The organism is Acidaminococcus sp. HCP3S3_G9_1 (genome assembly GCF_052122455.1).
Taxonomy (GTDB): Bacteria; Bacillota; Negativicutes; order Acidaminococcales; family Acidaminococcaceae; genus Acidaminococcus.
Genome location: NZ_JBQKCH010000002.1, coordinates 1 through 14017 on the forward strand (window position 1 = coordinate 1; position 14017 = coordinate 14017).

The window sequence follows — 14017 nt, forward strand, 5'->3', positions numbered from 1 at the left end:
CGATCTCATCACTAAAAGTGACTTGACCCGCACATCTGTCAACAATATTCAGTTCTCAAAGTTCGTCTCGCTGTCTCAGCGACAGCTTCTATATAATACCAGACTTTCGTTCCTTTGTCAACAACTTTTTTCTTTCAGTGTTTCAGTTGAAACATTTCGTTGCTGCAGAATCGATTGTCTGTTGCTTTCTCAAGGAGAAAGCTTGTATAGTATAGCAAAGATTGGAAAGGCTGTCAACTATTTTAACAGCCTTTCCGCTTTTTCCTTTACGTCCTGGTTTTTCTCCCGGACCAGGAGCTGTTCCACACCTTCCCGGATGGGATCACTGAGGGTGTATCCCAGGTCTTTCCACTGGTTGAGGATTTCCAGGGCGGTGTTCCGGTTCATCAGGGCCGGAGATTTCAGAGCGGTTTGGAAAAGCTTTTCTCCGGTGCCCGGGAAGCCGTACAGCTGGCTGAGGATCCGGTTCAGGTCCATGTACACCCCGTCCAGCTGTTCCTGGAGGGACACTTCCCCTTCCTGGCACTGCCCAAAGACTTCTTCGAACCCGGGAATCAGGTCTTCATACAGTTCCATCACATGATGGTCGTGGTGGCTGTCCCCGGTAAGGGCATAGGGCAGCAGGTCCACATGGTCCAGTGGGGCCTGGAGCACCAGTTCCACCGCCTGCTGGGCATAGGGCAGATCCAGGGTCCGGGCCAGGTCGAACCCTTCCCCTTTTTTCATGGCCTGTTGGACGGTCTGGGCGCAGGCAAAGGACAGGAGCAGCTTGCCGCAGGCCTGTTTCACCGTTTCCCCGGCTTTGCCTTCCAGTTTGTTGGTGGCATACTGGAGGATCCGGAGGATCACCTGGTAGTCTTCCAGTTCTTTTTCCTGTTCCCCACAGTGCCGGAGGAATTCCGTAAGCAGTTTCACCGGCTGGGCCATCTCTGAAATCCCGGGTACCGGTTCATCCACCAGCAGGGCATCCACCAGGGCTTCAGCCCCTTCAAAGGCTTTGGCGGTGAGGGTGGGCCGTTCCAGCACTCCCAAAAGATCCACATGGTCCGCCAGGAGCCGGGCGGTGTATTCCGGGTTCACATCGTTGTCCCAGCCTTCTTCCAGCATCCACTGGCGGATCTGGGCAGTCCGGGGATCCAGATGTTCCAGGGCGGCGATCCGGCCCCAGCCGTATACCTGCCGGGCAGTGCGGAAGATTTCTTCCTGGCCGTCGGTCCACTGGAGAAAATTCCGGACGCAGAACAGGGTAAATTCGTTGCACCGGGCCAGGAGCCGGATGTCTTCCGCCACATCTTCCTCTTCCTGGAGGTCGAAGAATTCCAGCAGGGACAGGGCGAATTTAACGATTTCCGGCTGATCCGCCTCCTGGAGCAACCGGTGGGCAAACCAGATAAGGGGTTCCGGGTCCAGGGCTTCCCGCTGAGCATCCACCGCCTGTTGGAGGGGCAGCACAAAGGCATTCATCAGATGGTCTTCTCCCTCTCCAAAGAAGGCTTTCAGCCCCTGGACAGCCTGGTCATATGCTCCGGCCAGGATCTGCCCAAGGATTTCCTGGAGTTCCGGGCTTTCTTCTTCCCCCTTGTCCAGCCCGGTAAGGTTCCCTTCCATGAAGCCGTCACTGTAATAAAACCCCTGGGCCGGACCTTCCGGTTCCATGGCCTGGCGGAGGGAAAACTCCCGGGGCAGGCGGCCCCGTTCATCCAGGGCATCATACAGCCGCTGGAGGATGGAAGGTTGGGTAAAATCAAAATTCTGCATAGGTTCTCCTTTTATCGATAGGAACTTTTGGATACCCGGATCCGGACGTTCCGGTCGTCATAGCCGTTGGCAGCCAGGAACATCTTCAGGATATCCGGATGGTCTTTCATGTCATTTTTCGGGCCCAGGACCACTTCCCGGACGGCACTTTTGGCAAAGGGCATTTCCGTATAAGGCACCAGCCGGCTGGCTTCCGGACGGAAATGGATCTGCCGGTAGGCTTTCCGGTTCCCGGCGGCCATGTTCCCCTCTTCGTCCTTCAGCAGCACCGGCAGCCACAGGGCCCGGAGTTCTTTTTCCGAGGCAAAGCTGGCGTCCTTGCAGTAGTACCGGAGGGAAGAAAAGGCCGCATCGTCGGCAATGGCCCGGCGGATTTCCCGTTCGTTCAGGTGTTTTCCCCGGTTCAGACGCATGCGGATCCAGTTCCTAGCCAGGGGCAGGAAGTGTTCTGCATACCCTTCTTTCATATAGATGACTTTTTTCAGGTAGTACTTGTTGGCGAAGTCCGCATTGAGGTGGACGGTGGAACAGTCGAAATCCATTTCCCGGGAAGAAAAGCCGATGGCAAAACCCTGGCCGTCGTCCGCATAGGACCGCCACTGGGGCAGGATGTCCCCGGCCTCGGAAAAACAGCCCAGGTAGATGAAGCAGGCGGAATGGTGATAATACAGATCCCGGGCAGTGTCCAGCTGATCCCGCCGGACTTCCCCCTCTTCTGCCAGGTCCTCCAGGGCCTGTTCGAAAATGGGATCCAGCATCCTGTTTTCCCATGCGTCGTTGGTAAAAGAGGCTTCCGTCAGCCAGAGGCACTGGTTGCGCAGAATATTGAAGAATCCGCTGGTGGAGCAATAGTGGTAAATCATCTGATCTTCCTGACAGGTGGACATGGTGCGCCTTCTTTCTTCCAGGTTTCCTTTCCGGGGTGGCCTGGAGTATTCCACCAGTTATTATACCGTACCCGTCAAAAAAATGCTCGGGGAATCCATGAAATAAAATAATTTTCTGCTTTTTTAGAACATTCGTGTTATACTGTACAAGTGTCTACTTTTTTACAATTTTCAAGAACGGAGGCCCCATCATGTTCCACATTGCCATTTGTGACAGCAATCCCCAAATTCTCACCCAGCTCACTGACAACATTCTCAAACTGCCCAATCCATCCGATGTCCTGAGCATCCATACCTTTTTGGGGGAGCAGGCGCTGCTCCGGGACTGCCGCCAGGGGTGCTGCTACAACCTGGTGCTGTTGGGACCCTTCCAGCAGGACCACCGGAATCTGGCCCTGGCCCGGAAAATCCGTTCTTTTGATCCCCAGATGCCCATTTCCCTGATTTCCAACAGTTTCCAGGATTCTCTGGCCGGGTATGAGGTGCCCCTGTACCGGTGCTACCCCCACCCCTTTCCTCCCCGGATTCTCCACCGGGACCTGCAGGAACTGATCCGGAAACGCCGGAACAGCTGCTATACCTTTGTTTTTTCCAACTGGCAGGGACTCCACCGGTTCCCCCTGAAGGACGTGATCTATTTCAAGGCCCTGGGGTCCCGGATCCAGGTGGTGACCGCCCTGGGAAACTATGAGTACCGGGAGACCCTGGGCGGGCTGGAAAAGCAGCTGGGCCGGTTCAATTTCATGCGGATCCACCGGAGCTATGTGCTTAATCTCCAGTGGGTGCGGAATGTGTGGGGCCGTGAAGTGACCCTGCTGAACGGCAGCGTCCTGCCCCTGTCCAAGCACCGGTCCAGGGAGCTGCGGGAGAGTTTGAAGAGGCAGAATATAGAATAATGGGGTGCTGCTGCGCAGCACCCCGTCAATGGTCAATAGTCAATTGTCAATGGCCTGATGAACCCTTCATTCTCTCCCCGATGATCCGGGCCACGTAGACGCCGCTGGCGCTGGCCTGGCTCAGGCCCCGGGTGATGCCGGCCCCGTCCCCGATGGCGAAGAAGTTGGGCAGTTTGGTTTCCAGCTGGTCATCCAGTTCCAGCCGGGCGCTGTAGAACTTCACTTCCACCCCGTAGAGCAGGGTGTCGTCGTTGGCGGTACCCGGCGCCACTTTGTCCAGGGCGTAAATCATTTCGATGATGTTGTCCAGATGGCGTTTGGGCAGCACCAGGCTCAGATCCCCGGGCACCGCATTGAGGGTGGGCCGGAGGAAGCTCTGGCTCAGCCGGTGGGCGTTGGTCCGCCGGCCTTTGATCAGGTCCCCGAACCGCTGGACCAGCACACCGCCTCCCAGCATGTTGGACAGGGAAGCGATGTGTTTGCCATACCGGTGGGGTTCCTTGAAAGGTTCCGTGAACCGGTTGCTCACCAGGAGGGCAAAGTTGGTGTTGCCGCTGTTCTTTTTGGGGTCGCTGAAGCTGTGGCCGTTAACGGTGACGATGCCGTCGGTGTTTTCTGCCACCACATAGCCGTTGGGGTTCATGCAGAAGGTCCGTACCCGATCCCCGTACCCTTTGGTCCGATACACCAGCTTGGCTTCGTACACTTCGTCGGTAATGTGTTGGAACACGGCGGCCGGTACTTCCACCCGGACCCCCACGTCCACCTGGTTGTTGGTCAGTTCCAACCCCAGCTTTTCGCACTGGCCGGAGAACCATTCCGCCCCGGCCCGGCCGGGAGCCCCGATGAGATAGGTGCACCGGATGGTGTCCGGGCTGTCCTTGAGCACCACCTCATAGCCCTCTTCACAGGGATGGAAGGTATCCACCTGGGTGTCGCACTGGATCTGGATTCCGTGATCCAGCAGGAACCGGTAGATGCTGGCCATCAGTTTCCGGTTGTTGTCAGTACCCAGGTGCCGCACTTTGGCGTTCAGCAGGTGCAGGTCATGGCCCAGGGCCAGCCGTCCGATTTTGCAGTTCTTGGTGGAATACACTTCTCCGGGCGCCCCGTGCTTCAGGTTGATTTCATCCACGTAGTCGATGAGATCCATCACGGTCTTTTTGGGGATGTAATCACTGAGCCAGCCTCCGAATTCAGTGGTGAAATTGTACTTGCCGTCGGAAAAAGCCCCGGCGCCCCCGAATCCCCGCATAATGCTGCAGGGGGTGCAGCGGACGCATTTTTCCACTTTCCCGGCGATAATGGGACAGCTGCGGAAATCAATGGCATGGCCTTCTTCCAGGATCAGCACCTGGGCCTTGGGGTATTTCAGGACAAATTCATAAGCGGCGTAAATGGAGGCAGGACCCCCGCCAATAATTGCTACATCGACTTTTTTCATCATTTTTTGAACACCTCTTTGTCGTTGACGGTATTGAAGATAATGGAGGAAAGCTGATTGATGGTCTTGCGGCTCTCTTCCGGACGGACGGCCTTGTCCATCATGACTACCAGCACGTATTTTTCCTTGGCATAGACGATTCCTGCGGCGCCCAGCTGCTGATTCTGGTCGGACTGAACCCCGGCGATCTTCACCTTTTTGGGCAGCAGGGCTCCCAGGAGGTTCCGGTCCGGCTGTTTCCGGAGCAGTTCCATCAGGTAGGCATCCTGCTTCTGGGAAACCGCCTTCCCCTGGTACAGCCGGGTGAGCAGATTCACTGTATCGTTGACAGAGGTGTAGCTGAGCCGGCGTTTTTCCCCGGGAGCCAGGGTATCCTGACTGTTTTCTCCCTGGGGCAGCTGGGTGGTGCCGATTTCCGTATCCGCATACCCCTCTTTGGACAGCCACTGGTTCAGGTCTTCCCGGCCGGCAATCCAGATCAACTTGTACAGGGCGGTGGTATCATTCTGGAGCACCATGTCTTCCAGCAGGTTCCGGATGGTGACCCGGCTGCCCGCAGGGACTTTCCCCAGTACCGGGCTGGCCGGCTTCCGGTCTTTTTCCCGGATGGTGTACACTTCGTCCAGGGACAGGTCCCCGTCTTCCACCTGCCGGAGGACCCCGGCGGCCACATAAAGCCGGGCCAGATCCCCGGCGGGCATTTTACCGGAATAGTTGTAGAATACATCGTCATTTTCCAGGGAATGGTAGTACACAGAACAGGCGGCACCGCTCTGGGCGATCACGTTGTTCAGATAGTCATAGGGCAGCTTGGTGTCCTGGGAATGGACCGTCTGGGCATTCTGGGCCTGCTGCTGTTCCTGATATTTGGGACTCCGGTGGAGAAGGGTCAGAGAGACCGTCCCCACCACAACCAGGGCAATGAAACAAAGGATGATTTTTTTGTTGATGCTCATAATGTACTCATGACCTTTCTGTGGACCTTCAGCCAGTTTTCCCGTTCCCGGTAATCCGGCAGCACCTGGGCCACCGCCTGCCAGAAGGCTTTGTTGTGGGACATATTCCGGATGTGGCACAGTTCATGGACCACCACATAGGCTATGACTTCCCGGGGGCAGAATACCAGGGGCCAGGAGAACCCGATTTCCCCCTTCCAGTTACAGTACCCCCATCTTTTTTTGGCCCGGCTGCATTTGACCACCGGCAGCCTGAGACCCATCTGGGAGGCATACCGGCTCACCAGTTCCCCAAGCACCGGACGCAGCTGGCCGATCAGGAACCGGGCCAGGTTCTCCCGTGTCTCCTGGTCCCCCATCTCCAAAAGGCCTTCTTCTTTCCGGTAAGAGAACCCGGTTCCGGGCCGGAGACGGAGGGTGCAGGGACGGCCGAAGAGCAGGAAAGTTTCCCCGTCCTGAAGGCGCAGGGTGTGATGCTCTTCCCGTTCCCGGCGGACCCTGGCCTGGGCCCCGGCAATCCATTTTTCTTTTTTTGCCACAATCCGGAGCAGTTCCTGGGAGGAGATCCCGTAAGGGACCCGCAGCACCAGGGTGCCGTCCTCCACCACCTCGAAGCCGATGCTCCGGCGGAAGGACTGGATGATCCGGGCATTTTTCAGTAAAGATTCAGCAACCATAGCTTTCCTATTATAGCATAGAACATTGACCACTGTCATACTTTCTCCTATAATATCAGTATTATACGGAGGAAGTGTAATACTATGGATGATCTGCAAATACCCACATCAGCCCTGACGCTGATCCTGATTGTGTTTATATCCCTGTCCGCCTTTTTTTCCGCTTCAGAGACGGCTCTTACCGGGTCCAACAAGCTGCGGCTGAAGAACCAGGCCAAAAGCGGCAGCAAAAAGGCCCGGAAAGCTCTTCGGCTGCTGGACCATTTTGACGACGCCCTGTCCACTATCCTGATCGGGAACAACGTGGTGAACATTGCCACCGCTTCCCTGGCGGCGGCGGTTTCCACGGCGGCCTTCGGTCCTTCCGGTCTGGCCCTGGCCACGGTGTTCACCACCATTGTGATCCTGATTTTCGGGGAAATCATCCCCAAAAGCGTGGCCAGCGATGCCCCGGAAAAATACGCCATGGACTGTTCCGGCCTGCTCAGTGTGCTGGTGGTGCTGTTCGCTCCTTTGAATTTTCTGTTCCGGATCATGAAGAACCTTTTCAACCGGTGCCTGCGGAAAAAGGTTTCCCACCGGTTCGCCACGGAAGATGAACTGCTGCTGATGGTGGACGAAGTGGAACACGGGGGCGGCATCAACAAGCAGGACAGCCTGCTGATCAAAAGCGCCATCGAATTCAGCGACATCCGGGTCCGGGAAATCATGACGCCCCGGGTGGACATGGTGGCCATGGATATTTCGGAAGGCAGCGAAGAAGCCCTGAAGCTGTTTGGCAGCCACGGTTTTTCCCGTCTGCCGGTATTCAAGGATGACTACAGCGAGATTGTGGGGATCCTCCACGCCAAGGATTTCCTGGCAGCCTATCTCCAGGACCCCCACTGCAGCCTGCAGAAGCTGATCAAGAAGGCAGCCCTGGTCCACCAGTCCACCAAGATTTCCCGAGTGCTGAAGACCCTCCAGGAGGCCAAGGTGGAAATGGCCATGGTGATGGACAGCTACGGCACCGTCCGGGGGCTGGTGACCACGGAAGACATTGTGGAGGAACTGGTGGGCGAAATCTGGGACGAGCACGACAAGGCGGTTTCTTCCTTCCGGAAACTGGGGAAGAACCGGTACCTGGTTTCCTGCTCCTCCAATTCCCAGAACGCCAACCTGTTCGACCTGTTCAAGTATCTGGATCTGGATATCGATGATTACGGCCTGGAGAACAATTCCATCAGCGGCTGGGTGGTGGATACCCTGGAGACCATTCCCAAAAAGGGCGATACCTTCGACTGCCGGAACCTCCACGTGACGGTGACCCAGGCCAATGAGCACCGGGTCCAGGAGATCATCGTGGAAGTGCGGCCGGTGAAGAAGGATAAAAGTGAAGAGTGAATGAAAAGGATGTGGTTGGTATGGAAAACCGTTTTTTGATCGTGGTGGATATGCAGAATGACTTTGTGGGCGGGAGCCTGGGGTCGGAAGCGGCCCAGGCCATTACCCCGGCGGTGCTGAGGAAGGTGGCCCATTTCCCCGGGAAGGTGATTTTCACCCAGGATACCCACGGGGAGGATTACCTGGAGACCCAGGAAGGAAAACGGCTGCCGGTGAAGCACTGCATCAAGGGGACCCCAGGCTGGAAACTGATCCCGGCCCTGGAAAAACTCCAGCAGGAACATCACTGGCCGGTGATCCAGAAGCCCTCCTTCGGTTCGGTGAAACTGGCGGAAGACCTGAAGGAACTGAACCGGAAGCAGCCCATCCAGAGCATCGAGCTCATCGGCCTGTGCACGGACATCTGCGTAGTGAGCAATGCCCTGCTGCTGAAGGCAGCCCTGCCGGAAGTGGAGATCCGGGTGGACAGCCAATGCTGTGCAGGAGTAACGGAAGAAAGCCATCAGGCGGCCCTCGCCACCATGAGGAGCTGTCAGGTGGTGGTGGAATAAAAAAAAGAAATGGGGCTGTTGCACATACGCAACAGCCCCATTTTTTACAACACCTTCACCAATTCCTCGTTGCTTCTCCGTTCCGTGTGGAGATGGGCGGCGTGGACTCCTTCTGCGGCGTAGCCCATGGGCATGAGCAGCAGGGGTACTTCGTTCAGTTCCAGGCCGAAGGCATCGGCAGTCTGGGTCACCGGGAAGTAGTTCACCCAGCAGGACCCGATGCCCTGTTCCCAGGCTTCCAGCATCATATGGGTGGCCACGATGCTGGCGTCCTGTTCCCCGGCACGGATGCTGTGTTCAAAGGGGTTCACCCATTCCTCGTCCTTCCGGACGGTGACCATGAGCACCACCGGTGCATTGAAGGCGCACCGGCTCAGTCCCCGGATCTTTTCCAGGGCTTCTGGGCTCTGGAGCACGTACACCCGGTAGGGCTGATAATTGTGGCCGGTGGGCGCGATCCGTCCCGCTTCCAGGATGGCGTCCATTTTTTCTTTTTCGATGGGTTTGTCACTGAATTTCCGTACAGAATATCTGGCTTTGGCCAGGTCCATGAAGGTCATTTTCTTTCATCCTTTCGTTTTTTGATGGCTTACCAGCTCAGCACTTCCGGTTCCCCTTCTGTGATCAGGAGGGTGTGTTCCCACTGGGCGCTGTCTTTGCCGTCGGCGGTGTGGACGGTCCAGCCGTTCAGTTCGTCGATCCACAGTTCCGGCGTGCCGGCGTTGATCATGGGTTCGATGGTGATCACCATGCCCGGCACCAGCAGCATGCCGGTTTTCCGTTTCCCCACATGGGACACAAAGGGATCTTCGTGCATTTCCAGTCCCACACCATGACCGCCGAATTCCCGGACCACGCTGCATCCGTGTTTCTGGGCAAAGCTCTGGATGGCCGCCCCGATGTCCCCCAGGGTGTTCTTCCAGCCTACGGCGTTTTCCATGCCCCGCTTCAGGCATTCTTTGGTAATGCCCACCAGGTTCTTCCGTTCCGCCGGCACCCGGCCCAGCATGAACATCCGGGAGGCATCCCCCACATAACCGTCGAAAATGGTGGTGGCGTCCACGTTCACAATGTCCCCGCTTTTCAGCACCTGTTTGGGATCCGGGATTCCGTGGCAGATCACATCGTTGACGGAGGTACACACGGATTTGGGGAACCCTTCGTAGTTCAGGCAGGCGGGAATGGCGTGGAGCTTCACCGTGGTATCATACACAATGGTGTTGATGTCGTCGGTGGTCATCCCCACTTTGATGTTTTTTTCCACCGCATCCAGCACTTCTGAATTCACCTTTCCGGCTTTCCGGATCCCTTCGATCTGTTCCGGAGTCTTGATCATGTCCATCCGGGGCACTTCATAGCCTTTGGCGGCATATTCCATCAGTTTCAGTTTCAGTTCGCTTCTGTCCAACCTGCATCCTCCTTTGCGCGGAAAAGAGATTTCCCTGCGCTATTCTATTTTCTTCCAAAATACGATATAATAGAGTCTCATTGTCCGGACCGGCTAAACAGTCAGTCCGATGAATCATTATAACACAAATCTTGCCGATTTTTTTCCTGTTTGTTTCGGAATTGTTTAACCCCATTGCTTATAATAAGGAAAAGACAGAGGGGCCTGGCCCCAGAAAGGATGAACTACTATGGATCTGTTCCTGAACATGGTCCGGGGCTTCTGCATGGCCCTGGCCGACAGCGTCCCCGGGGTATCCGGCGGTACCATCGCCTTTGTACTGGGTTTCTATGATGAATTCATCAGTTCCCTGTATGTACTCACCCACGGCAGCCGGGAGCTGAAGCGGGAGGGCATCCGGTTCCTGGCCAAGCTGGGCATGGGCTGGTTCATCGGCATGGGATCTTCGGTGCTGGTGATTGCCAGTCTGTTCACCAGCCGGATCTATGAGCTCAGTTCCCTGTTCCTGGGCTTCTCCATTTTCTCCCTGCCCCTTATTATCAAGGAAGAAAAGGAATGCCTCCGGCGTACCAGCAGGATCATCTACATGATCCTGGGGATCGTGCTGGTACTGGTGATCGCTGCGGTGAACCCCACCGGTGGCCAGGGTACCAATGTGGAAATCGCCCATCTGACGCCCTTTTTGGGCGGATACATTTTCGTCTGCGCCATGATCGCCATCTGTGCCATGGTGCTGCCGGGGATTTCCGGATCCACCATGCTGCTTATTTTCGGGCTGTATGTGCCCATCATCAGCGCCATCAAGGAATTCCTCCACATGAACCTGTCCTATTTCCCGGTGCTGTGCATCTTCGGATTTGGGGTGCTGGCCGGGATCGTAGGGATCATCAAGCTGGTGAAGAACGCCCTGGACAACCACCGGGCCGCCATGGTGTACTTCATCCTTGGGCTGATGGTCGGATCCCTGTACGCCATTGCCCAGGGCCCCACCACCCTGAAAGTGCCCCAGCCTGCCATGACCTGGGAAACTTTCCACATTTTCTGGTTCCTCATGGGCGGCGTGTTCCTGGCAGCCCTCAATGGATTGAAGGCGTTTACGGAAAAGAAACTGAAGCCGGAGGAATAAAAAAGGGCTGTTGCATGAGCAACAGCCCTTTTTTGCTATTTTTGTTGACTCTTTCGTTAGTGTGTGCTAACATATCACGTATGAAGATTAGGTTTCATAAATAAATTGTGAAAAGAGGTAGCATCATGCCTTTGACATTTGCCGACGCTGGCAGGGACCTGACCGTCCTGCGGGTAGGCGGTTCCCCCAAGGTCCGTACCCACCTGGAAAACCTGGGCATCACCCAGGGTGCGTTGATCTCCATTGTCCAGCATACCCCCAGCGGGCTGATCCTGAACATCCGGGAATCCCGGGTGGCCATCAGTATGGAAATGGCCGCCAAAATCACAGTACAGTAACAGCAGGAGGAACATCACAATGACAACTCTGAAAGACGCCTTGACAGGCAAAGATTACGAAGTGGTAAAACTCCATGGCACCGGAGCCATCAAGCGCCGGATCATGGATATGGGCATCACCAAAGGGACTCCGGTGCACATCCGGAAGGTGGCGCCTCTGGGAGATCCGGTGGAACTCAACGTGCGGGGCTATGAACTGTCCCTGCGGAAAGCCGATGCGGAAATGGTGGAAGTGAAAGAGCTGTAATTTTTTATCTTTTTATTAGCTTTTTCTAACTGATTTTAAAATTAGTAATAGATGGGAAAGAAGGTCACGATTTATGGAATTCAAGATTGCCCTTGCCGGGAACCCCAATACCGGCAAGACCACCCTGTTCAACGCCCTGACGGGTTCCAATCAGTTCGTCGGGAACTGGCCCGGGGTTACCGTGGAGAAAAAAGAAGGAAAACTCATGGGCCATCCGGATGTGATCATCCAGGACCTGCCCGGCATTTATTCCCTCTCCCCCTACACTCTGGAAGAAGTGGTTTCCCGGACCTACCTGGTGAAGGAACGGCCGGATGCCATCCTGAACATTGTGGACGGGACCAACCTGGAACGGAACCTGTATCTCAGCACCCAGCTGGCTGAACTGGGGATCCCCATGGTGATGGCCGTAAACATGATGGACATGGTCCGGAAAAACGGGGACATCATCAATATCGACAAGCTGTCCCAGAAAATGGGCTGTCAGGTGATCGAAATCTCCGCCCGTACCGGGGAAGGGATCAAGGAAGCCGCAGACCTGGCCGCCAAGGTGGCCAAACACCAGCAGGTGATGGTGGCCAGACATTCCTTCGACGGCCCTGTGGAACACGCCCTGGCCCACATTGAAGAAGCCACCCAGGGAATGCTCCCGGCCCATCAGGAACGGTGGTATGGCATCAAACTGTTCGAACGGGATGAAAAAGTCCAAGAAGCCTTGAAGCTGCCCCAGTCCGTCATCGACCACATCGACGGGGACATTGAAGCGGTGGAACAGGAAATGGACGACGATGCGGAAAGCATCATCACCAACGAACGGTACAAATACATCAGCTCCATTATCCATGAATGCAACATCAAAAAGAGCAAAGGCAAACTGACCACCTCCGATAAAATCGACAAGATCGTCACCAACCGGTGGCTGGCCCTCCCTATTTTTGCCGCCATTATGTTCCTGGTCTATTACGTATCGGTGACCACCATCGGGACGGATGCTACGGACTGGGTCAATGACACCCTGTTTGGAGACATGATCATCCCGGCTGCCCATGATCTGATGGAAAGCCTGGAAGTGGCTGACTGGCTGGACGGGCTGATCGTGGACGGAATCATTTCCGGGGTGGGCGCCGTGCTGGGCTTTGTGCCCCAGATGGTGGTGCTGTTCATCTTCCTGGCCTTTTTGGAAGCCTGCGGCTATATGGCCCGTATCGCTTTCATCCTGGACCGGGCTTTCCGGAAGTTCGGCCTGTCCGGGAAATCCTTCATCCCCATGCTGATCGGCTCCGGCTGCGGCGTGCCCGGGATCATGGCTTCCCGTACCATTGAAAACGAATCCGACCGGCGGATGACCATCATGACCACCACCATGATCCCCTGCTCCGCCAAGATGCCCATTATCGCCCTGATCGCCGGGGCTTACTTCCACGGAGAATGGTGGGTGGCTCCTTCCGCTTACTTTGTGGGGATCTTCTCCATCATCCTTTCCGGGATCATCCTGAAAAAGACCAAACTGTTTGCCGGTGATCCGGCTCCCTTCGTTATGGAACTGCCCCCCTACCACATGCCCACCCTGGGGAACATCGGCCGCAGCGTCTGGGAACGGAGCTCCTCCTTCATCAAGAAGGCCGGCACTGTGATCCTGCTGTCCACCATCCTGGTGTGGTTCCTGTCCAGCTTTGGCTGGGACGACGGTGCCTTCACCATGCTGGAGGAAGATGCCCTGAACGAAAGTATCCTGGCCTTCATTGGTTCCAAAGTGGCCTGGATCTTCGCTCCCCTGGGCTGGGGTGACTGGAAAGCTGCTGTGGCTGCCTTCACCGGGCTGATTGCCAAGGAAAACCTGGTAGGGACCTTCGGGATCCTGTACGGGCTGGCAGATGCCGCAGAAGACGGCCAGGAATTCTGGGGCACCTTTGCCCAGGACTTCTCGGTGCTCAGCGCCTACTCCTTCCTGGTGTTCAACCTGCTGTGCGCTCCCTGTGTGGCTGCCATGGGCGCCATCAAACGGGAAATGAACAACGGCCGCTGGACCCTGATCGCCATCGGCTACCAGTGCGGTTTCGCCTACTGCATGGCCCTGATGTTCTATCAGTTCGGCAGCTTCGTTTCCACCGGCACCTTCACCCTGGGTACGGCAGCCGCCTGTGTGGTACTGGCCATCATGGTCTACCTGCTGTGCCGTCCGGCTCCCAAGTACAACGGAGAAATCCAGATCAAAGATGCGGCGGATGTAACGGAATAAGGTATAATGGGGGTGTGGGGATTCCACACCCCCGTTTTGTCAACAGTCAGCTGTCAACGGTCAGCGACCGAAGGAAGGCAGATGCAAAGCGTCTGCCAATGCATAAA

The 14017-nt window shown here is 56.1% G+C and carries 14 protein-coding genes; 7 read left to right on the forward strand and 7 right to left on the reverse strand.

What is annotated here, in order from left to right; translation table 11 throughout:
- Positions 1-237: 237 nt before the first annotated feature.
- Together ACTQY1_RS01485 and ACTQY1_RS01490 are read right to left on the reverse strand one after the other, a co-directional pair.
- Complete coding sequence (locus ACTQY1_RS01485; protein ID WP_022487302.1) at positions 238-1758, reverse strand: hypothetical protein; 1521 nt, start codon at positions 1756-1758, stop codon at positions 238-240.
- Between the two features lie 11 nt (positions 1759-1769).
- Entirely contained in the window at positions 1770-2645 is an 876-nt protein-coding gene (locus ACTQY1_RS01490; RefSeq protein ID WP_022487303.1) for a DUF2971 domain-containing protein, read from the reverse strand.
- Positions 2646-2836: 191 nt separating this feature from the next.
- Here ACTQY1_RS01490 and ACTQY1_RS01495 point away from each other — a divergent pair, with 191 nt between their 5' ends.
- A complete protein-coding gene (locus ACTQY1_RS01495; protein ID WP_022487304.1) occupies positions 2837-3541 on the forward strand; it encodes a LytR/AlgR family response regulator transcription factor in 705 nt (234 codons plus the stop codon).
- A gap of 46 nt (positions 3542-3587) precedes the next feature.
- Here ACTQY1_RS01495 and ACTQY1_RS01500 read toward each other — a convergent pair whose 3' ends face one another.
- The 3 genes from ACTQY1_RS01500 to ACTQY1_RS01510 are packed head-to-tail and all read right to left on the reverse strand — an operon-like array spanning position 3588 to position 6618.
- Positions 3588-4988 carry an NAD(P)/FAD-dependent oxidoreductase gene (locus tag ACTQY1_RS01500; RefSeq protein WP_022487305.1) on the reverse strand — a complete coding sequence of 467 codons (1401 nt, stop codon included), beginning with the start codon at positions 4986-4988 and terminating at the stop codon, positions 3588-3590.
- Complete coding sequence (locus tag ACTQY1_RS01505) at positions 4985-5941, reverse strand: serine hydrolase (protein WP_441368842.1); 957 nt, start codon at positions 5939-5941, stop codon at positions 4985-4987. Before ACTQY1_RS01505 ends, ACTQY1_RS01500 begins: the two co-directional genes overlap by 4 nt.
- Positions 5938-6618 carry a M48 family metallopeptidase gene (locus ACTQY1_RS01510; protein ID WP_195839651.1) on the reverse strand — a complete coding sequence of 227 codons (681 nt, stop codon included), beginning with the start codon at positions 6616-6618 and terminating at the stop codon, positions 5938-5940. Before ACTQY1_RS01510 ends, ACTQY1_RS01505 begins: the two co-directional genes overlap by 4 nt.
- Positions 6619-6702: 84 nt before the next feature.
- Between ACTQY1_RS01510 and ACTQY1_RS01515 the strand changes: the two genes are divergently transcribed.
- Together ACTQY1_RS01515 and ACTQY1_RS01520 are read left to right on the forward strand one after the other, a co-directional pair.
- Positions 6703-8001: an HlyC/CorC family transporter gene (locus tag ACTQY1_RS01515; protein WP_022487308.1), complete on the forward strand. Its 1299-nt coding sequence runs from the start codon at positions 6703-6705 to the stop codon at positions 7999-8001.
- A gap of 20 nt (positions 8002-8021) precedes the next feature.
- Positions 8022-8552, forward strand: a complete 531-nt coding sequence (locus ACTQY1_RS01520) for a cysteine hydrolase family protein (protein ID WP_022487309.1) — start codon at positions 8022-8024, stop codon at positions 8550-8552.
- Between the two features lie 44 nt (positions 8553-8596).
- Here the strand turns inward: ACTQY1_RS01520 and ACTQY1_RS01525 are convergent, their stop codons facing one another.
- Entirely contained in the window at positions 8597-9112 is a 516-nt protein-coding gene (locus tag ACTQY1_RS01525) for a nitroreductase family protein (protein WP_288310949.1), read from the reverse strand.
- A gap of 29 nt (positions 9113-9141) precedes the next feature.
- Positions 9142-9960: a type I methionyl aminopeptidase gene (gene map, locus ACTQY1_RS01530; protein WP_288310950.1), complete on the reverse strand. Its 819-nt coding sequence runs from the start codon at positions 9958-9960 to the stop codon at positions 9142-9144.
- 229 nt (positions 9961-10189) lie between these two features.
- Between map and ACTQY1_RS01535 the strand changes: the two genes are divergently transcribed.
- From ACTQY1_RS01535 to feoB, 4 genes are all read left to right on the forward strand, one after another.
- A complete protein-coding gene (locus ACTQY1_RS01535) occupies positions 10190-11086 on the forward strand; it encodes a DUF368 domain-containing protein (RefSeq protein ID WP_022487312.1) in 897 nt (298 codons plus the stop codon).
- A gap of 125 nt (positions 11087-11211) precedes the next feature.
- The gene (locus ACTQY1_RS01540; protein WP_288310951.1) at positions 11212-11424 is read left to right on the forward strand and encodes a FeoA family protein; all 213 of its coding nucleotides are present in this window, start codon (positions 11212-11214) and stop codon (positions 11422-11424) included.
- A 19-nt stretch (positions 11425-11443) separates the two neighbouring features.
- Complete coding sequence (locus tag ACTQY1_RS01545) at positions 11444-11671, forward strand: FeoA family protein (protein ID WP_022487314.1); 228 nt, start codon at positions 11444-11446, stop codon at positions 11669-11671.
- 73 nt (positions 11672-11744) lie between these two features.
- Positions 11745-13910 carry a ferrous iron transport protein B gene (gene feoB / locus ACTQY1_RS01550; protein WP_022487315.1) on the forward strand — a complete coding sequence of 722 codons (2166 nt, stop codon included), beginning with the start codon at positions 11745-11747 and terminating at the stop codon, positions 13908-13910.
- Positions 13911-14017: the final 107 nt, after the last annotated feature.